A 24,090-nucleotide genomic window follows, 5' to 3' on the forward strand; every position below is an offset into this window, starting at 1 on the left:
CGCAAGCCGTCCGTTCTCACCCTTCACGGCCCACCAAACCCGAGACGCCCGGCCAGAAGCCGGGCGTTTTCTTTTGCGCGCTTCGCCAGTTCGCTGGAGCCAGCAGCTACAATCGCGCCACGCGAAAGTGGCGGAATTGGTAGACGCCCTGGCTTTAGGTGCCAGTGCCGCAAGGCGTGGGGGTTCGAGTCCCCCCTTTCGCACCAGCTATTCAGGCTGCCGTTTAGGCAGGTTGCGTTATGCTCGACCCACGGCATCTGGCCGGATCAAGTACAGGAAAGATCCATCATGCGTAGCGGCAATCCCGCACTCCAGGAAAACACCTTCCTCGACCTCGGCACCGGCACCGTGGTGCGTAACGACGCCGGGGCAATGAGCATCAACGGCACCGTCAACAAGACCGCGATCCTGCTGGTGCTTTGCATGATCACGGCGGGGTTTGCGTGGTCCCAGGTGAGCACTCCTGATGGTCTCGCAAATGCAGGTGTGTATGTCTGGGGCGGCGCCATTGGCGGCCTGGTCCTGGCCTTCGCCACCATCTTCAAGAAGACGTGGGCACCAGTCACTGCGCCGCTCTACGCGCTGGTGGAAGGCTTCTTTCTTGGCGCTGTCTCGGCCATGTACGAAGCCCAATTCGGCGGAATCGTGTTCCAGGCCGTGCTGCTGACATTTGGCACCCTGGCTGGTTTGCTGATGGCCTACCGCAGCGGCCTGATCAAGGTCACCGAGAAATTCAGGCTTGGGGTCGTGGCGGCCACCGGCGGCATCGCCCTGTTGTACCTGGTCAACATCGGCATGCAGATGTTCGGCATGCAGGGCATGGGCTTTATCCATGAAGGCAGCACCATCGGCATCCTGTTCAGCGTCGGCGTAGTGATCGTGGCAGCGCTCAACCTGGTGCTGGATTTCGATTTCATCGAAAAAGGAGCAGCCGCAGGCGCACCGAAGTACATGGAGTGGTACGCCGCGTTCAGCCTGTTGGTGACCCTGGTGTGGTTGTACCTGGAGATCCTGCGCTTGCTGTCCAAGCTGCAGTCACGCAACTAACCACTCTACCGATGCAACGAGAGGGCGCCGTTGGCGCCCTTTTCAATTCTGCCACTGTGTCTGCCACTGTGCGTGGCAACACACGATCAAAGCCGGCTGGCAATCGCCTTGGCAAAACCCATCGTGTTGCCCTGCCCGCCCAGGTCTGGCGTCAGTCCATCCTTGGCTTCCAGCGTGGCGATGATCGCTGCGCGCAGGCGCTCGGCTTGCGCCGGCAGCGCCAGGTGGTCGAGCATCTGCGCAGCCCCCAGCAGCAGCGCGCAGGGATTGGCGACACCCTTGCCGGCGATGTCGGGCGCCGAGCCATGCACGGCCTCGAAGATCGCCGCATCGGTGCCGATGTTCGCACCGGGGGCCAGGCCGAGGCCGCCCACCAGGCCGGCACATAGATCGGAAATGATGTCGCCGAACAGGTTGGTGGTCACGATCACGTCGAACTGCTCGGGGCGCATCACCAGCTGCATGCAGGTATTGTCCACGATCATCTCGTTGCACTCGATGTCCGGATTCTGCTGGGCCACTTCACGTGCGGTCTTAAGGAACAGGCCCGAGGTCGACTTCATGATGTTGGCCTTGTGCACCACGGTGACCTTCTTGCGGCCGGTGCGGCGCGCCAGGTCGAAGGCGTAGCGGACGATGCGCTCGGAGCCCTTGCGGGTGGTGCGGATGATCGAGGTCGCGATTTCGCCATCGGCCGATGTTTCCTGGCCTTCCGGGGTGTAGGCACCTTCGGTGTTCTCGCGCACGGTGACCAGGTCGACGCCGGAGGTGAAGCGCGACTTGGTATTCGGGAACGACTTGGCCGGGCGCACGTTGGCATACAGGTCGAAGCGGCGGCGCAATTCAACATTGATCGAAGAAAACCCGCCACCGACCGGTGTGGTCAGCGGCGACTTCAGCGCGATTCGATTCTTGCGGATCGAATCCATGGTCGCGGCGGGGATCAGTTCGCCGTGCTTTTCGAGCGCGACCAGGCCGGCGTCGGCGAATTCGTAGGTCAGGCCAAGCTGCATCGCGTCCAGCACGTTCAGGGTGGCATCCATGATTTCCGGGCCGATGCCATCGCCGCGGATGACGGTGATCGTCGTGGTCATAAGAGTCTGTTCCTGGCTGGCATTGCACGCGCGGATATCAGATGACAGATGCGCGGCAACGCGGGAAAGTTAGCCGCCAATTATGCCACGCAGGGCGCCTCAGTCGTGGCCGTGGGCCTCGGGTGCGACTTCCCCAGCCAGCAGCGACTCGAACTTGCCCGCGCGATGCAGCGCCATCATGTCGTCGTAGCCGCCGACATGGGTTTCGCCGACGAAGATCTGCGGGACGCTGGTGCGCCGGGTGCGCGCCACCATGCGCTCGCGTTCAGCGGCATCCATGTCGATGCGGACCTCGTTCCAGGCCAGGCCCTTGCTGCGCAGGAAGTTCTTGGCCATCACGCAATAGGGACACACGGCGCTGCTGTAGATGGTGATGGCGGGGGATGTCGCGTCGCTCAAGTCGGTCTCCGGGAACGTGGGAACATGTAGGGGAACATGCGGGTGGGGCTCGATGTCGAACCGTGCTGGTCGTACTTGAGGAATATGCGGGCACGGGGCGCAGTTTTCCAGTCGGCGGATGCTTCAACCCCGGTTCACGCGCCAGCATCGGGCTGGCCCCATTCTGAAAGCTATGGAGATCCGTGTGCCCCACAAGCCTTCTATCCTTGCTGCAGCCTTGGCCGGCATACTTGCATTTGCCTCCGCCGCCGCAGCGCAGGAGTCGAAACTGCCCGACATCGGTTCCTCCGCCGGCAATATGTTGTCGCCGGCCAGGCAGGCCGAATACGGCGCGATGACCCTGGCCCAGTTGCGCCACGAAGGCTATGTGCTGGACGACCCGCTGCTGGGTGGCTGGCTGGACGAGGTCGGCCAGCGGCTGGGCGGCGCCAGCGACAAGCCGCAACAGTCCTTCACTTTCTTCTTGCTGCGCGACCGCCAGATCAATGCATTCGCCACCCTCGGCGGCTACATCGCGATGAACGCAGGCCTGGTACTGGCCGCCGACCGCGAGGACGAAGTGGCCGGGGTGCTGTCGCACGAAGTAGCCCATGTCACCCAGCAGCATGTCCTGCGCGGCGCTGAACGCGCTCAGCGCGACAGTATCCCGATCATGCTGGCGATGCTTGGGGCGATCATCGCGGCGCAGCAGGCCGGTGGAAACTCCGGCGGCAACGCCACCTCGGCGGCAGTGCTCGGCGGCATGGGGCTTTTGCAGCAGCGGCAGATCGACTACACCCGCGACAACGAATCCGAAGCCGATCGCATCGGCATCCGCGCGATGGCGCGCGGCGGCTACGACCCGGAAGGCATGGCCGATTTCTTCGAGAAACTGCAGTCGGTGGTGCGCATCAACCAGGGCGACGAGCGCAGCCGTACGCCCGGCTACCTGCAGACCCACCCGATCACCCTGACCCGCATCAGCGAAGCCCGCGAGCGCGCTGCTTCGCTGGAAAAGGCTGCGCCCGTCGCAACCATGCGCGTGGCCAGCAACCCGCTACTACCGGCCGGGATGCAGATCAGCACCACTGGCGCGCATGCACGCGGTGACACCGGCGATTTCGGCTGGGCGCGCGAGCGCCTGCGTGTGCTCAGCGCCAATACGCCGGCGCAGGCGATCCGGGAATACCAGCAAATGCAGGGCAAGCAGCCCCTGGACGATACCCAGCGCTATGGCCTGGCGTTTGCGCAACAACAAGCCGGCCACGATGCCGATGCCTTGCGCGTGATGGTCGCCGTGCAGGCTGCGCATCCGGACAGCCTGTGGTTGCAGATCAGCCTGGGCGTTGCCGAAGCCAAGGCCGGCCATGCCACCGATGCTGATCGCCGCTTCGAGACTTTGCTTACGCGCAGGCCAACCAATCGCGCGCTGGTGCTGAGCTATGCGCAGGTGCTGGCTGAACGCAATACGGCCTCCGCCGGTACGCGCGCGGTAGCCGTGCTGCGTCCCTTGCTGGACACCGGCGCAGACGACTTGCTGTTCCAGCAGGCGTATGCCCGCGCCAACGAAATCGCCGGCGATGACGTGCGTGCCGGCGAAGCCTGGGCCGAAGCGGCCGTCCTCAACGGCCGCCCGGAGCAGGCGCTGGTCCAGCTCAATAATCTCAAGAGGCGCAGCACGCTCGATTACTACGCGCGCAGCCGGATCGACGCCCGCATCGCCGCCATCACCCCGATCGTGCTGGAACTGCGTCGCCAGGGCATCCGCGACGAAGATGCGACCCGCGGCAAACTGCAATCCGGCAGCAAGCTAAGGTTCGACACAGGCGTGGATTCGAGTAAGTCGGCTCGCGAAAGCGGGCGTGCACCGGTTTGGTGACAACGTCACAATTCCGTCATCAAACCGTCGTGTAATACCGGGAGGGCCGCAACTGCGGCGCAGACGTGTTGCCTGACATGCAAAAACGCATCCTGATCGTCGATGACGAACCCGCCATCCGCGACATGGTCGCCTACGCCTTGCGCAAAGGCGATTTCGAACCCGTGCATGCCGGCGACGCGCGCGAGGCGCAGGAAGCGATCGTCGAACGCGTCCCTGACCTGATCCTGCTGGACTGGATGCTACCGGGCATCAGCGGGCTGGAACTGGCCCGCCGCTGGCGGCGCGAAGCGCTGACACGCGATATCCCGATCATCATGCTGACTGCGCGCGGCGAGGAAAACGACCGCGTCGGCGGGTTCGAAGCCGGCGTCGACGACTACGTGGTCAAGCCGTTCTCGGCGCGCGAACTGCTGGCCCGCATCCGCGCGGTGATGCGCCGCTCGCACGACGACGACGAAGACGGCAGCATCCAGATCGGTGGCCTGCGCATCGATGGCGCCGCGCACCGGGTGTTCGCCGCTGCTGACGCCAAGACTGGCGGCGAATCCGCACCGGTGCAGATTGGCCCCACCGAATACCGCCTGCTGCATTTTTTCATGACTCATCCGGAGCGCGTCTACAGCCGTTCACAACTGCTCGACCATGTGTGGGGCGGCAGCGTGTATGTGGAGGAGCGCACGGTGGACGTACACATTCGGCGCCTGCGCAAGACCCTGGAGCCGCACCGACTGGATCTGATGGTGCAGACCGTGCGTGGCGCGGGCTATCGATTCTCTGCAGCGGCATGACTCGCGGCCGCATGACCCTCGACATCCGCACAGCATGGTTGCGCACGCTTGCCCAGCTCATGCTGGTGCTGGCGGTGGGTCTGGGCATCGGCTTGCTGATCGACCGGCCGTGGCATGCATTGACCGTCGCCGCACTGGGCGTGGTGGCCTGGCAATACTGGAAACTGCATGGCGTGCTGATGCGCCTGACAGCGCGCCAACGTCCACGCCCGTCGGCTGGTGGCGGTGCCTGGAACGAACTCGACCGTCTGCTGCTGCGCGGGCAATCGGACATGCGTGCACGCAAGCGCAGGCTGTTGACCATGCTGCGCGCCTACCGCGCCGCTGCCGCTGCGTTGCCGGATGCGGTGGTAGTGATCGAACGCAACCGCCAACGCGTGCTCTGGTTCAATGAAGCCGCCACGCCCTTGCTCGGCCTGCAACATCCACAACACATCGAGGCATCCGTGGTCGGTGTGTTGCAGCCCTTGCCGATGGCCTCATGGCTGGCCGCCGGCCGCAATGCCGAACCGATGATGGACGTGCCCTCGCCCGCCGATCCCGCGCGCCGCCTGAGCCTGCGCCTGATCCCGTATTCGGATGAGCTGTGGCTGCTGGTCGCGCGCGACGTGACCAAGCTGATGCGACTGGAGCAGATGCGCCGGGACTTCGTCGCCAACGTCTCGCACGAACTGCGCACGCCGCTGACCGTGATCCATGGCTATCTGGAAATGCTCGACCCGCAAGAGCAACCCGAGTGGGCGCCGATGCTCGCGGAAATGCAGCGGCAGTCGCAGAGAATGACCCAGCTGGTCGAAGATCTGCTCACCTTGTCGCGGCTGGAAGCGCGCGACACCTTGCCGCAGGAACACGTGGCGATGGCACCGATGCTGGCGACCCTGCGCCGTGAAGCCGAGGCGCTGAGCCATGGCCTGCACCGGATCAGTGTGCACGACAGCGCCAACATCGACCTGCACGGCTCCACCCAGGAACTGCACAGCGCCTTCTCGAACCTGGTGAGCAATGCAGTGCGCTACACCCCTTCCGGCGGCGAGATCGCGATCGATTTCGCGATGGAGGCCGGCGGCGGCGCAGTGCTGTCCGTGCGCGACAGCGGCTATGGCATTCCGGAGGCGCACCTGCCGCGCATCACTGAACGCTTCTACCGGGTCTCCACCAGCCGCTCGCGCGAATCTGGCGGCACCGGGCTCGGACTTGCCATCGCGAAACATGTCCTGGGCCTGCACGGCGCAAGGCTCGACGTTGCCAGCCAGGTCGGCCATGGCAGTACCTTCAGTTGCCATTTCGGCCCCGAGCGCGTGTACCCACGCGATCCAAGCGATTACCCTGATACGACACCATGAACAGCCCGCCATGAAAACGCCGCAATGACAATCCTGCAGACAACTCCGGTAATCCCCGTACACGATGCCTCGCTGTACGCCAACCGCGAGTTGTCGCAACTCGACTTCAATTTCCGCGTGTTGGCGCAAGCACAGGATCCGTCGGTACCGTTACTGGAACGGCTACGCTTCCTGTGCATTTCCTGCACCAACCTCGACGAGTTCTTCGAGATCCGCGGTGGTTCGGTGCGCCACGCAATGGAATTTGGCGGACCGCTGGCCGCCGATGGCCTGGCACCCACAGCCCTGCTCAACCGCATCCACGACCGCGCCGCGGAATTGGTCGATGCGCAGTACCGCTGCTTCGACGAACAACTACGACCGGCCTTGACCGAACAGGGCATCCGCCTGCTGCAACGCCGGCAATGGACCACCGAGCAGACCCAATGGCTGCGCGAGCATTTCCGCAACGAGATCATGCCGGTGCTGTCACCGCTAGGCCTGGATCCAGCGCATCCGTTCCCGAAGATCCTCAACAAGTCGCTGAACGTGGTGGTGTTGCTGGAAGGCCGCGATGCGTTCGGACGCGAGGGCCACATGGCGATCGTGCGCGCACCGCGTTCATTGCCGCGGATCATCCGCATGCCGGACGAGGACGGCGACGGTGATGCCTTCCACGATTTCGTGTTCCTCAGCACGGTGCTGTCGGCATTCGTGCACGAACTGTTCCCGGGGATGCAGGTCAACGGTGCCTACCAGTTCCGGGTCACCCGCAATTCCGAGCTCATCGTCGACGAGGACGATGTCGACAACCTCGCCCTTGCCGTACGCGATGAACTCGTTGGCCGCGGCTACCTGCGCGCGGTGCGGCTGGAGATCGCCGATGAATGCCCGCCCGAAGTGGTGAAGATGCTGCTGGCCAATTTCGACCTGCCGGCAAACGCGGTGTACAAGATCGATGGCCCGGTAAACCTCAACCGGGTCACCCAGGTCTACGACATGGTGCACCGGCCAGACCTCAAGTTCCGTCCGTTCCTGCCGCGCCTGCTGCGCGATGTGGATGCGATGTTCGAGCAGATCTGCCAGGGCGACGTGTTGCTGCACCACCCATACGACGCGTTTGCCCCGGTGCTGGAACTGATCCGCCAGGCCGCCGAAGACCCGAACGTGCTGGCGATCAAGCAGACCCTGTACCGCACCGGCAGCGAGTCCAAGATCGTAGAACACCTGGTCCAGGCCGCCCGCAACGGCAAGGACGTGACCGTGGTGGTCGAGCTACGCGCACGCTTTGACGAGGAAGCCAACCTCGGCCTGGCCGACCGCCTGCAGGATGCCGGCGTGCAGGTGGTGTACGGCGTGGTGGGCTACAAGACCCACGCCAAGATGTTGCTGATCGTGCGCCGCGAAGGCGCCGCGTTGAAGCGCTACGTGCACCTGGGTACCGGCAATTACCACAGCGGCACCGCGCGCTTGTATACCGACTTCAGCCTGATGACGGCCAACCCCGACATCGGCAATGACGTCCACCTGATCTTCCAGCAACTGTCCGGGCTGGCCGCGCCACTGAGCCTGAGCCGCCTGCTGGAATCGCCGTTCACCCTGCACAGCGGCGTGCTGGAGCGCATCGCGCGCGAGACCAAGCATGCGCGTGCCGGCAAGCCGGCGCGGATCGTGGCGAAGATGAATGCCTTGAACGAAATCCAGGTGATCGATGCGTTGTATGCGGCATCGCAGGCCGGCGTGCAGATCGACCTGGTCGTGCGTAGCGCCTGCACGCTGAAGCCCGGCATCAAGGGCGTCTCCGACAACATCCGCGTGCGCTCGGTCGTCGGCCGTTTCCTGGAACACCATCGGGTCTGGTGGTTCGGCAATGATGGCGCCCCGGATTTGTTCTGCTCATCCGCCGATTGGCTGGAGCGCAACCTGCTGCGCCGGGTCGAGACCGCGTTCCCGATCCTGGACCCGATCGCCGCCCAACGCGTGCATCGCGAAGGCCTGCTGAACTATCTGGAAGACAACCAGAATGCCTGGGAAATGCAGGCTGATGGCCAGTACCGCAAGCTCGAGCCCATCAACGGACAGGCCCCTTTCTCGGCGCAGTTGTCGATGCTCGACGGGCTGTACGTGTGAGCGCAGGCGATAATCGGCGGATGACACGACTCGCCAACCTGCGTCGGAACGCCATCCAACGATTGGATTCGGCCGCATGAGGACCGCGCTACGCCGTTCGGCTGTCTCGCGCATTTCGCGCGATGCGCCACTGCAAGACGGCGAAATGCTGGCTGCGATCGACCTCGGCTCCAACAGCTTCCACATGGTGGTGGCGCAGATGGCGTTGGGCCAATTGCGGGTGGTCGATCGCCTGCGCGAGAGCGTGCGCCTGGCCGAGGGCCTGGATGGCTTCGGCGGCCTCAAACCCGAGGTGCTGGCACGCGCACTGGACTGCCTGTCGCGGTTCGGCCAGCGCGTGCAGGACATCCCGCCGCATCGGGTGCGCGCGGTGGCCACTAATACCGTACGCCGGCTGCGCGCGGCGCAGACTTTCCTGCTGCCGGCGGAAACCGCGCTCGGACATCCGATCGAAGTGGTCTCCGGACGCGAGGAAGCGCGCCTGGTCTACCTGGGCGTCGCGCATGCGCAACCACCCAAGGACAAGCAGCTGCGATTGGTGATCGACATCGGTGGCGGTTCCACCGAATGCATCATCGGCCGCGGCATGGAAGCACTCGAGCGCGAAAGCCTACAGGTCGGTTGCGTCGCCAGCACCCGGCGTTTCTTCGGTAACGGCAAGCTCTCGCGCAAGCGCTGGAAGGAGGCGCTGATCGAAGTCACCGCCGAGTTCCAGCAGTTCGCGGCGACCTATCGCAGCCTGGGCTGGGACGAGGCGATCGGTGCAGCCGGCACCAACAAGGCGATCGGCGAGATCTGCGCAGAGATGAAACTTACCAAGGGCGCGGTCACTGCCGAAGCACTGCCGCACGTACGCGATCGCCTGCTGCAGGCGCAGCGCATCGAGGACATCGACCTGCCCGGCCTGTCCGCCGAACGCCGCCCGATCATTGCCGGCGGCATCCTGATCCTGGAAGCAGTATTCGATGCGCTGGAGCTGCAGCGGATGGCGGTCAGCAAAGCCGCACTGCGCGAAGGCGTGCTCTACGACATGCTCGGCCGCGGCGGCGCCGACGATCCGCGTGACACCTCGGTGGCCGTGTTGGTGCACCGTTACGGCATCGACAAGACCCAGTCGGCGCGAGTGGAAGCGACCGCGTTGCTGTTGTTCGACCAGGTCGCAAAGGCCTGGGCGCTGGATGCCGACGACCGCCAGATGCTGGTGCGCGCCGCGCGTCTGCATGAACTCGGCCTGGCCATCGCGCACAGTGGCTATCACGTGCATGGCGCCTACGTGCTGGCGAATTCGGACATTGCCGGGTTCTCGCAACAAGAACAGCGCTTCGTGGCCGTGCTGGTACGCACGCATCGCCGCAGCGTGCCGAAATCCGCGTTCGAAATGATTCCCGACCGCTTGCTGGCACACGCGCGTCGCAGCGCAGCGCTGTTGCGACTGGCGGTGCTGCTGCATCGTTCGCGCGACAGCGAGGCCCTGCCATCCCTGCAATTACGCGCAGATGGCGACTGCCTCGAGTTGTCGCTCGACCCCATCTGGCTGCAATCGCGCACGTTGTTGCGCGCGGACCTTGAGGGCGAAGTCGAAGACATGCGTGGACTGGGCATGCAGTTGCAACTGAGCGACGCGTGAGGGAGGAAATGGGATCGGAGTAGATTTCCTGCCGACATGCCTGGATCGTTTCCGATCCTGGTCAGGACACGTCACTCCTACCCCACTTTAGCTGTCACTCGCACGTCACCCCAGCGCCATCATCCGGACATCCGGCCCATGCAAGCTCCCCGACATGCCAGCAAAAGCTGGCGGAGCCACGCATGCGCTACAGCATCGTCACCGAGACCTACCCGCCCGAGATCAATGGCGTTGCGCTGACCGTGCAGGGACTGGAACAGGGCCTGCGCGAACGTGGTCACGACGTCGAAGTGGTGCGTCCGCGCCAGGATGGCGAAGCTGATCCAGATGCGGGCAGCAACACCCTGCTGGTACGCGGCGCCAGCTTGCCGCGTTATCCGGGTTTGAAGTTCGGGCTACCTGCCAGCGGCAAACTACGCACGCACTGGCGCCGCAATTTCCCGGATGCCATTTACGTTGCCACCGAAGGCCCGCTGGGCTGGTCGGCACTGCGCGCAGCGCGCCAGCTCGGCATCCCCGCCGCGAGCGGTTTCCACACTCGTTTCGACGCATACATGCGCGACTACGGCGCCGGGTTCCTGCAGCAGACCGCGTTGCGCTGGATGCGACGCTTCCACAACAGCGCGCAGGCGACCTTGGTGCCGACCCGCGAGCTGCAGGATTTCCTGCAGGGCCAGGGTTTCGATAACGTCGTGCGACTCGCGCGTGCAGTGGACACCCAACAGTTTGACCCAGGCCAGCGCGATGCCGCCCTGCGCGCGCAATGGGGCATTGGCGCGGCTGGCGTGGCCGCGATCTACGTTGGCCGCATTGCGGCGGAGAAGAACCTGTCGCTTGCCGTGCGTGCGTTCCGCGCATTGCAGCAGGTCCGCCCGGATGTGCGCTTCGTCTGGGTCGGCGATGGTCCCGCACGCGCAGCCCTGCAGCGCGACAATCCCGATTTCGTGTTTTGCGGGGTGCAACGTGGCGAGGCACTGACTCGCCATTTCGCCAGCGGAGATCTGTTCCTGTTCCCCAGCCATAGCGAAACCTTCGGCAACGTGACCCTGGAAGCGCTGGCCAGCGGGGTGCCCACCGTCGCCTTCAACTATGGCGCCGCGCGAGAAACACTGCACAACGGCGTACATGGCGCGGCGATTGAAGATGGTGATGACGGCAGCTTCGTGCAGGCCGCGATCCGCATCGGCAGTGAAGACGAATTGCGCGCGACGATGCGGGTTGCTTGTCGCGATGCAGTGCGTGCGCTGCGACCGGAACAGGTCGCTGAGGACTTCGACCGGCTGCTGCAAGGACTTGCCAACGCGAGGAACCGACATGCCGCCACCGTTGCCACTTAAACCCGGCGTGCATCGCCTGGTCGATGCGGAATCCTCATGGTGCCTGCGGGCCAACCGGGTCTGTGCACGACAAGGTTTGTTGCGCTATTTCACTGCAGTCAGCCGGCTTGGCGATGGTGTGTTCTGGTACGCGCTGATGGCGGCGATGGTGCTGCTGGACGGCATGGCCGGAGTGCGCGCGTCGTTGCATCTCGCGCTCACCGGACTGGTCGCGCTGGCGTTGTACAAACTGCTCAAGCGCTGGACCCGGCGCCCGCGCCCGTTCGCATCGGATGTACGCATCCACGCATGGGTGGCGCCGCTGGACGAGTTCAGTTTTCCGTCCGGCCACACCCTGCACGCGGTCGCCTTCAGCCTGGTGGCGATGGCGCATTACCCGATGCTGGCCATCCTGCTGGTTCCATTCACGGCGAGCGTGGCGCTGTCGCGGGTTGTGCTCGGCCTGCACTATCCCAGCGATGTACTGGCTGCCACCGTGATCGGCAGTGCATTGGCCGGATTTTCGCTCTGGCTGGTGCCGGGGGTGTCGTTGTTTGCTTAACCAAAACAGCGAAAAAGGGACGTAGGGAATAGGAAATCAAGCATGCTTGATTCCCTCCGTCCCTTTTTCACTTGCTTTTCCTGAAATAAAACGGGCCGGCCAAAGCTGGCCCGTCAGGTTTTGCGGTGGCACCAAGGCTTAGTCCGCCAGCGGCTTGCGCGGCAGCATGGCCGGGCGCATCGCGGCGTTGTAAACGAACGAGGCCATGATGGCCGACGCCTGCTTCAGGTCCTGCGCCGATGCATGATCGTAGGTATCCAGGTCGGTATGGTGGACGTTGGTGAAGTAGTCCAGGCCGTCCTGCACGAACTGGAAGCCAGGCAGGCCGACGGCATCGAAACTGATGTGATCGGTGCTGCCGGTATTGCGCTGGGTCACGATGGTCGCGCCCACGTCATGCCAGGGCTTCATCCATTCCTCGAAGATCGGCGCCACCGCCATGTTCTCCTGGGCGTAGATGCCGCGGACCTTGCCGCTGCCGTTGTCCAGGTTGAAGTAAGCAGCCAGCCTGCCGTATTCCTTGCCGCGGATCAGCGCGCCCTTGTTTTGGCGGAAAAAGGAAGGGATCGCCTTTTCCTTCGGATCGATCGGTTCCGGGTAATGGCCGAAATGGTCCTCGACATACTTCGACGAACCAATCAGGCCCTGCTCCTCACCGCTCCACAACGCCACGCGAATGGTGCGGTCCGGCTTGGCGCCAATCGCCTTGAGGATGCGCACTGCTTCCATCACCACCGTCACGCCTGCGCCGTTGTCCGACGCACCGGTGCCGGCATGCCAGGAATCCATGTGCGCGCCGAGCATCACGATCTCGTCGCGATGCGGGCCGCTGCCCGGGATTTCGGCGATCGTGTTGTAACCGGGCTGGTCGCTGTCGTCGGTGAAGCGTGCGGCGACATTGAGCCGTATCCGCGGGATTTGCTTGCGGTCCAGTGCACGCATCAAGGTGTTGTAGTGCTCGGCGCCCATCACCACCGACGGCACCCCGACCGATTCACCGGCCTTGCGCGAACCGCCACCACCCAGCACCAGGATGTCGTTGTCCGAACGGCTCATGCTGACCGTGGCGAGCGCGCCTTCATCGATCAGGAACTGGTTCAGGGTCGGGCCGAATGCCATCCGGTCCAGGTAACGTTTCAGCATCGCATCGCGCGAACGATCACCTCGATCCGCCGGCACTTCGACGCCGATCATGTCGGTCAGTTCCTGCTCCGAATAACGGCTCGAATCTGCCTTCTCGCCGAACTTGTACGGACGCGCATCACTGACCAGCAGGATCTTGCCGCGCAGCTTGCCCTTGAACTTCTCCATGTCGTCCTTGGATTCGATCTTGGCGGCCATGACGTCGCCTTCCACCAGACCAGGCGTAGCCGGCGTCCAGGCCATCGGGATCACGTGCAGCGGAAACCCGCGTGGCGACACCATCTCGGCGCTGGCGCCACTGAATTCCCAGCCACGACCAAACGTGCCGATGCTTTCGTCATGCGCATTCGCCAGCCCCCAGCCGGTGAACTTGCCGCGCGCCCAACTGTTGGCCTTGGACATCGAAGGCGAATTGGTCAAGCGCGGGCCGATGCCTTCGGTGAGCTCACCCAGGGTCGCCATCACCTGCGAACGGTTGAACGCTTCTGCGCGAATCCGACCGGTCATGTCCAAGTCCACGCGCTCTTGCGCCCCCACAACCCCCGCGGCCAACAGCGCGGTCATCAACAACACTCGTTTCATTGCATTCCCCATGCAGGCATCGAATACGGGAGTCTAGGGCCAGCAGCGCCCGCCGCCGTGGGCCATCGGTCATGTGCCCGTGCGCGCGGCCACCTGGTACCAGTCGACCTTGCGCGTGGCCAGCATCAGCGCGGCCAGGATCGCGAACAGCAGGCCGCTGCCGAGCACCAACGCGTTGTCTTCCGACACCAGCAAGCCATATAGCGCGGCATACAGCAGCGCCAACATCGCCGCGAAACCCAGCCCGCGCACGCCACTGCGCAACACATTGCCGACGTACACGCCGATCAGTCCGATGCAGCCGATGCTTGCGATGAGATAAGCCCAGCCGAAGTCGATGTGCTCGGACAGGCTCAGCAACAACAGGAAGAAAATTGCCAACGCCAGGCCGACCAGCGCGTACTGGATCGGGTGGATCGGCAACTGGCGGATGGTTTCGAACATGAAGAAGCCGACGAAGGTCAGCAGCACGAACATCAAACCATATTTACTGGCGCGGTCAACTTTCGAATACAGGTTGACGGGCTCGACCAGCGACAACCCGATCGCATCGATGTTGCCTGCGGATGCGGCGGCGCTCGACGACGACCTCGCCTGCATCGCATCGCCATCAATGCCCTGCCCGCCCTGGCTGCCCGGCGACAGGTTGCCACCGTTGCGATACTGGTCCTGCGCATTGCTGGCAAGTGACGACACGTCCCATTCGGCATGGAAGCCATTACCGTCGATGCGATGTGAACGCGGCAGGAAATCGCCATTGAACTGCGGATGCGGCCATGGCGAATCCAGCACGATGCGGTTGCTGTCGGCCAATGGCGCGATCGCCAGCGCCTCGGTGCCGCGCAAGGCGAAGTCCAGCCGCACCGGAAATGCGATGCGGCCATTGACCAGCAGCGATGCTGGCAACACCGCATGCACGCCGCCACCGGCATGCCCACGCTGGCCCTGGGCAATCGCGACATCGGCATTGCCGACCTTCAGGACCGGCGTACCGACAAGCCCGCGTACATCCTTTATGCCGATATCCAACCACGGCGCGCCGATGCTGCGTGGATGTGCGGGATCATCCTCCGGCAGGCGCACGTTGAAGCTCGCGTCGATGCCGGCCTGCAATTCATACACGCGCACCTTGTGCAGGCCGCGTTCGCGCACCGACGGCACCACCTTGCCTACCACGTACATGCTCTTCGGGAAGAACTGCCATTGGCGTTCGACCACGCGCTGCTGCTTGTGCAACACGCCTTGCGCATCACGTTCCTCGACCTCGACCTGTTCGCGATACGGCACCACCAGCACCGGCCCGGCAATCCCCTGGGTGCCGGCGAAACTGCGCGTCACCGCCTCCACCGCCTGCACGCGGAACTGCTGGCGCTCGGTAATCGTGCCGCGGATCATTGATAGCGGCACCAGGATCGCCAGCACCAATGCCAGCACCACGGCGATCTTCACTCCCAGACGCAAATTGCCCATCGCAACGCTCCCTCCGACAACCATGCCGGCTTGGCGAGGATGCTGGCGCACGGATGTGCACGCACGCGGTGGCGGCGGTGAAGCGGCGATGAAGTCAGCCCATGTCAGCCAAAGAAGTCAGCCCAACAAGTCAGCTATTACTCAACACGATGCGGGCTATGCTACCGCCGCCCTCGCGCTCAAGCAGCTCGGCATGGCCGCCATGCAAAATCGCAACCTGCGCCACGAATGGCAGGCCGAGCCCGCTGCTGCGGCTGCCACCGCCTGGCCGCGGCAGGGAATAGAACCGCTCGAACACCCGCTCCCGCGCGAACTCCGGCACACCCGGTCCGCGATCACGCACCTCTATGCAGATGCCTTGTGCATCATGCGATGCATGCAATTGAATACTTGAACCACGCGGCGCGAAATCCAACGCGTTGTCGATCAAGTTCACCAGCGCCTGCTGCAGCAGGAATGCGTCGCCGGAAACCGTCACGGCCTGCTTCGTGTCGATCACCAACATGATCGCTGCGGCATCGGCACGCTGGCGCACAGCGTCCGTCGCAGCGTGCAAAAATTCGGTGACATCGAGCTGCTGCGGCTGTTCGATGCGCTGCCGGTGTTCCACCGCCGCCAGCACCAGCAGCTTGTCGACCATCTGTGCCATGCGCTCGCCCTGGGCTGCAATGCTGGCGACGAATCGCGCACGGTCGGCATCGGGCAAGGGTTGCTCCAGCAATTCGCTGGCGCCACGGATCGCCGCGAGCGGACTCTTCAATTCATGGGTCAGCGCGTGCACGTACTGTTCCACATACTGCTTGCCCTCGAGCTTGACCCGCATCTCGTGCAGCGCGCGACCGAGATCGCCGAATTCGCCGGCCGCGTCTGGCACGCTGGCGCGCTCGCCGGCCGCTACCGCATCGGCATAGCGACGCAATGCACCCAACTGGCGCGACAGCCACCATGCCGCCACCAGCCCGACCAGCAAGGCGGTACCCATCAGCACGAACCCCCAGCGCAGCACCACGGCCTGGCTGCGGGCGATGAACGGCGCCATCGCCAGGTTCGGCTTGGCCACGCTGAGCACGCCGATGATGCGACGCTGGTCCTGTTCACGACCGTCATCGCGTCCATAAATCGGCGCGGCCACATGCATCACCGTGCTGGCGTCGTCGTTCGGATCGCTGCGGGTCGAGCGTGCGCCGTATTCCCCGCGCAGAGTGCGATAGACATCGTTCCACTTCGAATTGTCGCGGCCGATATCGCGGCCCTTTGAATCGAACACCACGATGCCGCGCGCATCGGTCACAGTCACCTGGAAATTGCTGCCGTGCTTGGCGAAGCCCGAAACATTCGCCTCGATATGACGTGCCTGCAGCGCGCGCACCCGAGTAGCGAATCGACCATCCGCGATATGACCAGCCTGCATGTCGTCGCTGGCCAGTTCCGCCAGCATGTTGGCGCTGTCGATCAGGGTGTCTTCCATCGCCTGGCGCACGCCCGGCTTGACCTGTTCGACAAACACCCGCCCAACCAGCAGCGCCGCCAGCGCGACAATCAGGAAATATCCCAGCAATACGCGCAGGCCGATTTTCATACGAAAAATAGGGTCAGAGTGAAGTTTTGCGACAGAGTCTGTGGCAGAAATTGAAATGCATGGGCGCAAAATTCACTCTGACCCCATTTCTCTCCACGCCGCATCACTCACTCCCCAGCATGCAGCGCGTAACCCAGCCCGCGCATTGTGCGGATCGGATCCTCGCCAGGCGCAATCACGCGCAGCTTGGCGCGCAAGGTCTTGACGTGGGTATCCACGGTGCGCTCGCCGCTTTCCAGTGCATCGCCCCAGACCCGGTCCATCAACCGCGCACGGTCGAATACGGCGCCAGGCCGTGCCAGCAGGGCTTCCAGCAAGCCGAATTCGTAACGGGTCAGGTCAAGCTGTGTTCCATGGAATCGCGCACGATAGCCAGCCGCATCAAGTTCGAAATCGCCACGCTTCTTCCAGCCAACGTGGCCATCAGCCACGATGTGGCGACGCAAGCGTGCTCGCACCCGCGCAACCAGTTCGCGCAGGGAAAAGGGCTTGGCCAGATAGTCGTCACCACCCAATTCAAGTCCCAGTACGCGGTCCAGCTCCCCATCACGGGCGGTCAGGAACAGCACCGGCACCTCGCTTTCCACGCGCAACTGGCGGCAGACATCAAAGCCGCTGCAGTCCGGCAGCCCTACGTCCAGGATCACCAGGTCGATGCCGCCAGCGCGCAGCCGTGGCAGCACCTGCCCGCCCAGCAGGACGTGTTCTGCGGCATAGCCTTCGGCCCGCAACGCATACACCACGGTGTCGGCAATCGCGGCTTCGTCTTCGGCAATCAGGATGGTTGGCATCCCCGCATCGTAAACTCCGGCGATGAATTACCGCCACGCCTTCCATGCCGGCAACCATGCCGACGTCCTCAAGCACGTCGTGTTGCTTGCCCTGTGCGATGCTTTGACCAGCAAACCGTCACCCTGTTTCGCGCTGGACACCCATGCCGGGCGCGGGTTGTACGACCTTGATGGCAACTCGGCGCAACGCACCAACGAGTCCGCCGACGGCATCGCCCGACTAATGGCCGAAGCCCCGCGCGTGCCGGCAATCCAGCGCTACCTGACCGCAGTGCGCGCCTGCCGCCAGTCGCACGGAGCGCATGCCTACCCCGGCTCACCCTGGCTGCTCGCGCATGCCTTGCGCGAATCCGACCGCATCGCCGCGTGCGAACTGCTGCCGGACGAGGCCGAAGCGCTGAAGTCGAATTTTTATCGTGATCCGCGAGTGGCCGTGCACGAGCGCGATGGCTATGCCGGGATCAAGGCACTGCTGCCGCCGCGCGTGGACGGAATGAAGTTCGCGCGCGGGCTGGTGCTGATCGATCCACCGTTCGAGGCCCAGCTCGATGAATTCGCCATCGCGCTGTCGGCGATCCGCGAAGGCCTCACGCGCTGGCCGCAAGGCATGTTCGCGCTGTGGTACCCAATCAAGCAGCGTCGCGCATTGGCGAAGTTCCAACGCTCGGCTGCTGCATTGGACGCGAAGTCGGCATTGCAGATCGAACTGCTGGTGCGCCCCGACGATTCTCCACTGCGCATGAATGGCAGTGGCCTGCTGCTGCTCAACGCGCCATGGCAGTTCGATGTGCAGATGGCGCCGGTGTTGCAGGCGCTGCAGGCCGCACTGGGCGAAGCCGGTGCATCGTCGCGTTGCGAGTGGTTACGGGAACCGGCGTAAAAAGGGGTCCGTAAAAAGGGGTCAGAGAACATTTCCTCTATTTACGCGTACATATGCGGATAACTCAGGGAAATGTTCTCTGACCCCTTTTTACGCATTAGTTAGGCGTGCGGCTTAATTCCGGCTCGAAGAAGCTCCACTTCACTTCGGGGAAGGCCGCCTTCATCGCCCGCTCGACCGTGGTGATCTGCGCGACCAGCAGCCGCGCACTCTGGTGCTCGGCCATCTGCGCCTGCACCGAGACCATCACGTCGTTGCCCAGTTGCAAGGTAATGAGGCTGATCACGTAATCGACCTCGGGCCTGGCCTCGAGGAAGGCGCGCAGCTCTGCCTGCCGCTCCGGCTCCATGCTCTGGCCGATCAACATCGCCTTGACTTCGCGCGCAACGAACACCGCCACGATGATCAGCAGCGCGCCGATCGCCAGCGTTCCCAGCGCATCCCACATGGGGTTGCCGGACACAATGGTCAACAGCAATGCAACCAATGCAAGTACCAGACCTGCCAGTGCCGCCAGGTCTTCGCCCAAGATCACCACGAGTTCTGCCTGGCGGCTGGCACGGAACCATCGCCACAGCGTGCGCCCCCGCTTTTCCTTGGCCACTTCCTGCAGGCAGGCACGCATCGACATGCCTTCGGCGACGATCGCGAACACCAGCACGCCCACCGCCCACCACAGTTTCGGGATGTCGATAGCCTCGTGCGAGGACAACTTGTGCCAGCCCTCGTACAGCGAATACATCCCGCCCACGCTGAACAGCATCACCGCGACCAGGAACGACCAGAAATAAATGGCCTTGCCGAAGCCCAGTGGGTAATCCGGGTTCGGCGGTCGCCGCGACTGCTTCATGCCCAGCAACAGCAACAACTGGTTGCCACAGTCGGCCAGCGAATGCACGGTTTCAGCCAGCATCGCGGTAGAGCCGGTGAAGAACGCGGCCACGCCCTTCGCGCAGGCGATTGCAAAGTTTGCGCCTAGCGCAAACAGGATCGCGCGCGTGGAATCGCCGTTTGCCGCCATCTTGCGCATATCCCTGATCGAAGGTGGCGCAGTCTAGCAAGCGCATGCCGCCAGCATTGGCTAGACCGCGGCCGGATCGCTCCAGCCACGCCCCATTCATTTTTTTAACCTGGATACCGCCATGATGTCGGCATGGCAGCCCGCAACCGTATGCCCCCGTGGCACGAAAGCATCCGTTTGGCCAATGGCCGCGAGGTGCTGGTACGCCCGATCCGGCCCGAAGACGCGGTGCCCCTGCGCGCCGGTTTCGACCTCTTGCAGCCGGACGAAGTCCGCCAGCGCTTCCTGTATCCGATGAAGGAACTGAGCGCCGAACAAGCCGAGCGCCTGACCCGGCCGAATACCCGGCGCGAATTCGCCCTGGTCGTGGCCGAGCCGCAACCACCCGGCGAAGCCCTGATCGGCGCGGTGGCGCGGATCGCGGTGGACGAGGACGGCCGCGCAGGTGAATTCGCGATCCTGGTCAGCCACTACATCAACGGCATGGGCCTGGGGCGACATCTGATGCGGCGCCTGGTGCGCTGGGCCAAGGGCCGCAAGCTGGATCGCGTGTACGGCGAGGTGCTGGAAAGCAATTTGCCGATGCAGGCGCTGGCGGCCTCCCTGGACTTCCGACGCGAACACGGCGATTCGCCCGGCCTGGTGCGGATGGTGCTGGACGTGCCCAAACCGAAACCTCGTATCCGCACACCGGCAACGCAGCCGCTGGTCTGAGTACTGCTGCTCTGAGCAGTGAATAAGGCGCTAGCGGCAGGCCACGCTAGAATCCACGCCTAGCGACATCGCAATACACAACCCGATCATCAAGCGCTGGCGCACCGCGTCCGGCGCGGACATTCATTGCATGCCCCCCAGCAAAGCCCCGCCGCACAAGTCCCCGTTTTCCCTGTCGTTGCCAATGCCAAAGGCCGGCCAGTCACGCACATACTGGCGCGCACCGGCTTCAGCCAGTGCACTTGCGCATGCAGTAGCCGCGGCGGCCAGCCAGCACAGCGGACCCATGCTGGTGGTCGCCCGCGACAACCATACGGCGCATCAACTCGAAGCCGACCTGCACACCCTGCTCGGCAGCGACCCGGCATTACCCGTGCTGCACCTGCCCGACTGGGAAACCCTGCCCTACGACCGCTTCAGCCCACACCCGAACATCGTCAGCCAGCGCCTGGCCACGCTGGCACGCTTGCCGGAGCTCAAGCGCGGCATTGTCGTGGTACCGGTCGCGACCCTGATGCAACGGCTGGCGCCGCGCAGCCATGTGCTCGGCAACCGCTTCGACCTCAAAGTCGGTCAGCGCCTGGACCTGGATGCGGAAAAACGCAGGCTGGAATCCGCCGGCTACCGGCATGCCCCACAAGTATTCGATCCCGGCGATTTCGCGGTGCGCGGCGGCCTGCTGGACGTATTCCCGATGGGCGCGCCGAAACCGTTCCGGATCGAATTGCTGGACAACGAGATCGAATCGATCCGCGGTTTCGACCCGGACACACAGCGCTCGCTGGAGAAATTCGAGCGCATCGAACTGCTGCCTGGCCGCGAAGTGCCGCTGGACGATGCCCCGGTCGCACGCGCGCTGGAAACACTGCGCAGCCGTTTCGACATCGACACCCGCCGCAGCGCCTTGGTGCAAGACCTCAAGGCCGGCTCGGCGCCCGCTGGCGTGGAGTACTACCTGCCGCTGTTCCACGCAGAAACCGCGACCCTGTTCGACTATCTGCCGGATAGCACGATGCCGCTGCTCGGCGATGGCGTGCACGCCGCCGCCGACCACGCCTGGACGCAGATCGGCACGCGTTACGAACAACTGCGCCACGATGTCGAACGCCCGCTGCTGCCGCCCGCCGAATTGTGGCTGGCGCCGGACGTGCTGCGCGAGCGCCTGAACCGCGGCGAACGCATCGAAGTCTGCGACCCGCCACACCCGCGCCATGCCGATGCAACGGCGCTGCCGATGCAACCGGCACCTGACCTGCCGCTCACAGTGCGCGATGCGCAGCCTGCCGCGGCGTTGAAGTCTTTCCTCGCGACATATCCGGGCCGCGTGCTGATCGCCACCGATTCCGCCGGTCGCCGTGAGGCCTTGCTGGAGGTTTTGCAGGCGGCAGGCGTTTCGCCGGAAGTGCTCCCTGACCTGCAGGCATTTCTCCCTCCCCTGCCTGCGGGGGAGGGTTGGGGTGGGGGCAACTCCGCTACGAAGCCCCCCCATCCCAGCCTTCCCCCGCAAGCGGGAAAAGGAGAAAGGCGATTCTTCATCGCCGTCGCCCCACTCGACAACGGCTACGCACTCGATGCGCCTGCGCTGTGCATCCTTACCGAGCGTCAACTATTCCCCGAACGCGGGTCGCAACCACGCCGGCGCAAGCGTGCCGGTCGCGAGCCAGAAGCGATCATTCGCGACCTCGGCGAACTCTCGCTGGGCGCGCCGATCGTGCACGAAGACCACGGCGTCGGCCGCTATCGCGGGCTGGTCACGCTGGATGCCGGCGGCATGCTTGCCGAATACCTGGACATCGAATACGCCAAGGGCGACCGCCTGTATGTGCCGGTCGCGCAACTGGACCGAATCAACCGCTATTCCGGCGCCAGCGCCGAGACCGCGCCACTGCACAACCTCGGCGGTGAGCAGTGGACCAAGGCCAGGAAGAAAGCCGCCGACAAGGTCCGCGATGTCGCTGCGGAATTGCTTGAAATACAGGCCAAGCGCCATGCCCGCCAAGGCTTGGCGATCGACGTCGATCGCGCGATGTACGAACCGTTCGCGGCAACCTTCCCGTTCGAGGAAACCCCGGACCAGCACAGCGCGATTGAAGCGGTGATCCGTGATCTCGCATCCTCGCAACCAATGGACCGCGTGGTCTGCGGCGATGTCGGTTTCGGCAAGACCGAAGTCGCAGTGCGCGCCGCCTTCGTCGCCGCCAGTGCCGGCAAACAGGTCGCAGTGCTTGTGCCAACGACGCTGCTGGCCGAACAGCACTACAAGACCCTGAGCGACCGCTTCGCCGACTGGCCACTCAAGGTCGAAGTGCTCTCGCGCTTCAAGTCCAAGAAAGAGATCGAAGCGGAACTGGTGCGTGTCGCCGAGGGCACCGTCGATGTCATCATCGGCACGCATCGTTTGCTGCAGAAAGACGTGCGCTTCAAGGACATCGGCCTGGTCATCGTCGACGAGGAACAGCGCTTCGGCGTGCGCCAGAAGGAAGCGCTGAAGGCGCTGCGTGCAAACGTGCACCTGCTCACGCTGACTGCCACGCCGATCCCGCGCACCCTGAACATGGCGATGGCTGGCCTGCGCGACCTGTCGATCATTGCCACCCCGCCGGCCAATCGCCTCGCCGTGCAAACCTTCGTCAGCGCCTGGGATGACGCGCAGTTGCGCGAAGCGTTCCAGCGCGAACTCGGCCGTGGCGGCCAGGTGTATTTCCTGCACAACGATGTCGAAAGCATCGGCCGCATGCGCGAACAACTGCAGGCGCTCGCGCCCGAAGCGCGCATCGGCATTGCGCATGGGCAGATGCCGGAACGCGAACTGGAACGGGTGATGCTCGACTTCCACAAGCAGCGCTTCAACGTGCTGTTGTGCACGACAATCATCGAATCCGGCATCGATATCCCGAACGCCAACACGATCATCATCAACCGTGCCGACAAGTTCGGCCTGGCCCAGTTGCACCAGCTGCGTGGCCGCGTGGGCCGCAGCCATCATCGAGCCTATGCCTATCTGACCGTCCCCGACCAGCGCGCGATCACTGGCGATGCCAAAAAGCGACTGGACGCGATCGCATCCATGGACGAGTTGGGCGCCGGCTTCACCCTGGCCACCCATGACCTGGAAATCCGTGGCGCCGGCGAACTGCTCGGTGAAGACCAATCCGGGCAGATGGCCGAAGTCGGCTTCAGCCTGTACACCGAGCTACTGGAACGCGCGGTGGCGTCGATCAAGGCCGGCAAGCTGCCCGACATGGACGATGTCGACCGTCATGGTGCCGAGGTCGAACTGCATGTGCCCGCGCTGATCCCCGACGACTACCTGCCCGACCCGCATGCCCGGCTCACCCTGTACAAGCGCATCAGCGCCGCCCGCGACCGCGAGGCCCTGCGCGAACTGCAGGTGGAAATGATCGACCGCTTCGGCCTGCTCGCCGATGCCACCAAGCACTTGTTCGCCACCGCCGAACTCAAGCTCGATGCCACCGCGCTGGGCATCCGCAAGCTCGACCTCGGCGAAAAAAACGGCCGCATCCACTTCGTCGAAAAACCCAACGTCGACCCGATGTCGGTGATCCGCCTGATCCAGGGCCAGCCGAAGCACTACCGGATGGACGGCCCCGACAAATTGCGCATCACGCTTGAGTTGCCGGATGCAGCTTCGCGTTTCAGTGCCGCGCGTGGATTGATCATGACCTTGAGCCCCGCATGACAGCACAATCTTCATGACAATCCACAATGGCAGGCAAGCAATGGCGGGCCAAGGCCTGCCCCAT

18 protein-coding genes and 1 tRNA gene are annotated in these 24,090 nt (G+C 64.1%); 12 read left to right on the forward strand and 7 right to left on the reverse strand.

The window, feature by feature from the left end:
* Positions 1-121 precede the first annotated feature (121 nt).
* Together PSV05_RS11785 and PSV05_RS11790 are read left to right on the forward strand one after the other, a co-directional pair.
* Positions 122-206 (forward strand) — tRNA-Leu (locus tag PSV05_RS11785).
* An 82-nt stretch (positions 207-288) separates the two neighbouring features.
* Positions 289-1,047 carry a Bax inhibitor-1/YccA family protein gene (locus PSV05_RS11790; protein ID WP_300065307.1) on the forward strand — a complete coding sequence of 253 codons (759 nt, stop codon included), beginning with the start codon at positions 289-291 and terminating at the stop codon, positions 1,045-1,047.
* Between the two features lie 86 nt (positions 1,048-1,133).
* Here PSV05_RS11790 and PSV05_RS11795 read toward each other — a convergent pair whose 3' ends face one another.
* A complete protein-coding gene (locus PSV05_RS11795) occupies positions 1,134-2,141 on the reverse strand; it encodes an isocitrate dehydrogenase (RefSeq protein WP_300065309.1) in 1,008 nt (335 codons plus the stop codon).
* 99 nt (positions 2,142-2,240) lie between these two features.
* Complete coding sequence (grxC, locus tag PSV05_RS11800) at positions 2,241-2,540, reverse strand: glutaredoxin 3 (RefSeq protein WP_300065311.1); 300 nt, start codon at positions 2,538-2,540, stop codon at positions 2,241-2,243.
* A 202-nt stretch (positions 2,541-2,742) separates the two neighbouring features.
* Between grxC and PSV05_RS11805 the strand changes: the two genes are divergently transcribed.
* The 7 genes from PSV05_RS11805 (at position 2,743) to PSV05_RS11835 (ending at position 12,146) form a co-directional block, all read left to right on the forward strand.
* Positions 2,743-4,398: a M48 family metalloprotease gene (locus tag PSV05_RS11805; protein WP_300065506.1), complete on the forward strand. Its 1,656-nt coding sequence runs from the start codon at positions 2,743-2,745 to the stop codon at positions 4,396-4,398.
* Positions 4,399-4,475: 77 nt separating this feature from the next.
* Complete coding sequence (phoB, locus tag PSV05_RS11810; protein ID WP_300065313.1) at positions 4,476-5,189, forward strand: phosphate regulon transcriptional regulator PhoB; 714 nt, start codon at positions 4,476-4,478, stop codon at positions 5,187-5,189.
* An 11-nt stretch (positions 5,190-5,200) separates the two neighbouring features.
* Entirely contained in the window at positions 5,201-6,532 is a 1,332-nt protein-coding gene (gene phoR / locus PSV05_RS11815) for a phosphate regulon sensor histidine kinase PhoR (RefSeq protein ID WP_300065315.1), read from the forward strand.
* Between the two features lie 24 nt (positions 6,533-6,556).
* Complete coding sequence (ppk1, locus tag PSV05_RS11820) at positions 6,557-8,641, forward strand: polyphosphate kinase 1 (protein ID WP_300065317.1); 2,085 nt, start codon at positions 6,557-6,559, stop codon at positions 8,639-8,641.
* Positions 8,642-8,717: 76 nt separating this feature from the next.
* Positions 8,718-10,268 carry an exopolyphosphatase gene (gene ppx, locus PSV05_RS11825; protein WP_300065318.1) on the forward strand — a complete coding sequence of 517 codons (1,551 nt, stop codon included), beginning with the start codon at positions 8,718-8,720 and terminating at the stop codon, positions 10,266-10,268.
* Between the two features lie 182 nt (positions 10,269-10,450).
* Entirely contained in the window at positions 10,451-11,605 is a 1,155-nt protein-coding gene (locus PSV05_RS11830) for a glycosyltransferase family 1 protein (protein WP_300065320.1), read from the forward strand.
* Complete coding sequence (locus PSV05_RS11835; protein ID WP_300065322.1) at positions 11,583-12,146, forward strand: phosphatase PAP2 family protein; 564 nt, start codon at positions 11,583-11,585, stop codon at positions 12,144-12,146. Before PSV05_RS11830 ends, PSV05_RS11835 begins: the two co-directional genes overlap by 23 nt.
* Before the next feature lie 138 nt (positions 12,147-12,284).
* Here the strand turns inward: PSV05_RS11835 and PSV05_RS11840 are convergent, their stop codons facing one another.
* From PSV05_RS11840 to creB, 4 genes are all read right to left on the reverse strand, one after another.
* Positions 12,285-13,871, reverse strand: a complete 1,587-nt coding sequence (locus tag PSV05_RS11840; RefSeq protein ID WP_300065324.1) for a M20/M25/M40 family metallo-hydrolase — start codon at positions 13,869-13,871, stop codon at positions 12,285-12,287.
* Positions 13,872-13,940: 69 nt separating this feature from the next.
* Positions 13,941-15,341: a cell envelope integrity protein CreD gene (gene creD, locus PSV05_RS11845; protein ID WP_300065326.1), complete on the reverse strand. Its 1,401-nt coding sequence runs from the start codon at positions 15,339-15,341 to the stop codon at positions 13,941-13,943.
* Between the two features lie 130 nt (positions 15,342-15,471).
* On the reverse strand, positions 15,472-16,920 hold the full coding sequence (creC, locus tag PSV05_RS11850) for a two-component system sensor histidine kinase CreC (protein WP_300065328.1): 1,449 nt from the start codon (positions 16,918-16,920) through the stop codon (positions 15,472-15,474).
* A gap of 107 nt (positions 16,921-17,027) precedes the next feature.
* A complete protein-coding gene (gene creB / locus PSV05_RS11855; RefSeq protein ID WP_300065330.1) occupies positions 17,028-17,711 on the reverse strand; it encodes a two-component system response regulator CreB in 684 nt (227 codons plus the stop codon).
* Between the two features lie 22 nt (positions 17,712-17,733).
* Here creB and rlmJ point away from each other — a divergent pair, with 22 nt between their 5' ends.
* Positions 17,734-18,591, forward strand: coding sequence for a 23S rRNA (adenine(2030)-N(6))-methyltransferase RlmJ (gene rlmJ / locus PSV05_RS11860; protein ID WP_300065332.1), 858 nt, complete (start codon positions 17,734-17,736; stop codon positions 18,589-18,591).
* A 97-nt stretch (positions 18,592-18,688) separates the two neighbouring features.
* Here rlmJ and PSV05_RS11865 read toward each other — a convergent pair whose 3' ends face one another.
* Positions 18,689-19,612 carry a cation diffusion facilitator family transporter gene (locus PSV05_RS11865; RefSeq protein ID WP_300065334.1) on the reverse strand — a complete coding sequence of 308 codons (924 nt, stop codon included), beginning with the start codon at positions 19,610-19,612 and terminating at the stop codon, positions 18,689-18,691.
* Between the two features lie 132 nt (positions 19,613-19,744).
* Between PSV05_RS11865 and PSV05_RS11870 the strand changes: the two genes are divergently transcribed.
* Complete coding sequence (locus tag PSV05_RS11870; protein ID WP_300065335.1) at positions 19,745-20,326, forward strand: GNAT family N-acetyltransferase; 582 nt, start codon at positions 19,745-19,747, stop codon at positions 20,324-20,326.
* Positions 20,327-20,456: 130 nt separating this feature from the next.
* Positions 20,457-24,026, forward strand: a complete 3,570-nt coding sequence (gene mfd, locus PSV05_RS11875; RefSeq protein ID WP_300065337.1) for a transcription-repair coupling factor — start codon at positions 20,457-20,459, stop codon at positions 24,024-24,026.
* Positions 24,027-24,090: the final 64 nt, after the last annotated feature.

The sequence above is a fragment of the Thermomonas sp. genome, from assembly GCF_029945965.1.
Lineage (GTDB): Bacteria > Pseudomonadota > Gammaproteobacteria > Xanthomonadales > Xanthomonadaceae > Thermomonas.

Excerpts from the sequence above, each read along its gene's own strand:
- PSV05_RS11790 (WP_300065307.1), top strand. The coding sequence starts at position 289 with ATGCGTAGCGGCAATCCCGCACTCCAGGAAAACACCTTCCTCGACCTC.
- PSV05_RS11795 (WP_300065309.1), bottom strand. The coding sequence starts at position 2,141 with ATGACCACGACGATCACCGTCATCCGCGGCGATGGCATCGGCCCGGAA.
- phoB (WP_300065313.1), top strand. The coding sequence starts at position 4,476 with ATGCAAAAACGCATCCTGATCGTCGATGACGAACCCGCCATCCGCGAC.
- phoR (WP_300065315.1), top strand. The coding sequence starts at position 5,201 with ATGACCCTCGACATCCGCACAGCATGGTTGCGCACGCTTGCCCAGCTC.
- ppk1 (WP_300065317.1), top strand. The coding sequence starts at position 6,557 with ATGACAATCCTGCAGACAACTCCGGTAATCCCCGTACACGATGCCTCG.
- ppx (WP_300065318.1), top strand. The coding sequence starts at position 8,718 with ATGAGGACCGCGCTACGCCGTTCGGCTGTCTCGCGCATTTCGCGCGAT.
- PSV05_RS11830 (WP_300065320.1), top strand. The coding sequence starts at position 10,451 with ATGCGCTACAGCATCGTCACCGAGACCTACCCGCCCGAGATCAATGGC.
- PSV05_RS11835 (WP_300065322.1), top strand. The coding sequence starts at position 11,583 with ATGCCGCCACCGTTGCCACTTAAACCCGGCGTGCATCGCCTGGTCGAT.
- PSV05_RS11840 (WP_300065324.1), bottom strand. The coding sequence starts at position 13,871 with ATGAAACGAGTGTTGTTGATGACCGCGCTGTTGGCCGCGGGGGTTGTG.
- creD (WP_300065326.1), bottom strand. The coding sequence starts at position 15,341 with ATGGGCAATTTGCGTCTGGGAGTGAAGATCGCCGTGGTGCTGGCATTG.
- creC (WP_300065328.1), bottom strand. The coding sequence starts at position 16,920 with ATGAAAATCGGCCTGCGCGTATTGCTGGGATATTTCCTGATTGTCGCG.
- creB (WP_300065330.1), bottom strand. The coding sequence starts at position 17,711 with ATGCCAACCATCCTGATTGCCGAAGACGAAGCCGCGATTGCCGACACC.
- rlmJ (WP_300065332.1), top strand. The coding sequence starts at position 17,734 with ATGAATTACCGCCACGCCTTCCATGCCGGCAACCATGCCGACGTCCTC.
- PSV05_RS11865 (WP_300065334.1), bottom strand. The coding sequence starts at position 19,612 with ATGGCGGCAAACGGCGATTCCACGCGCGCGATCCTGTTTGCGCTAGGC.
- PSV05_RS11870 (WP_300065335.1), top strand. The coding sequence starts at position 19,745 with ATGGCAGCCCGCAACCGTATGCCCCCGTGGCACGAAAGCATCCGTTTG.
- mfd (WP_300065337.1), top strand. The coding sequence starts at position 20,457 with ATGCCCCCCAGCAAAGCCCCGCCGCACAAGTCCCCGTTTTCCCTGTCG.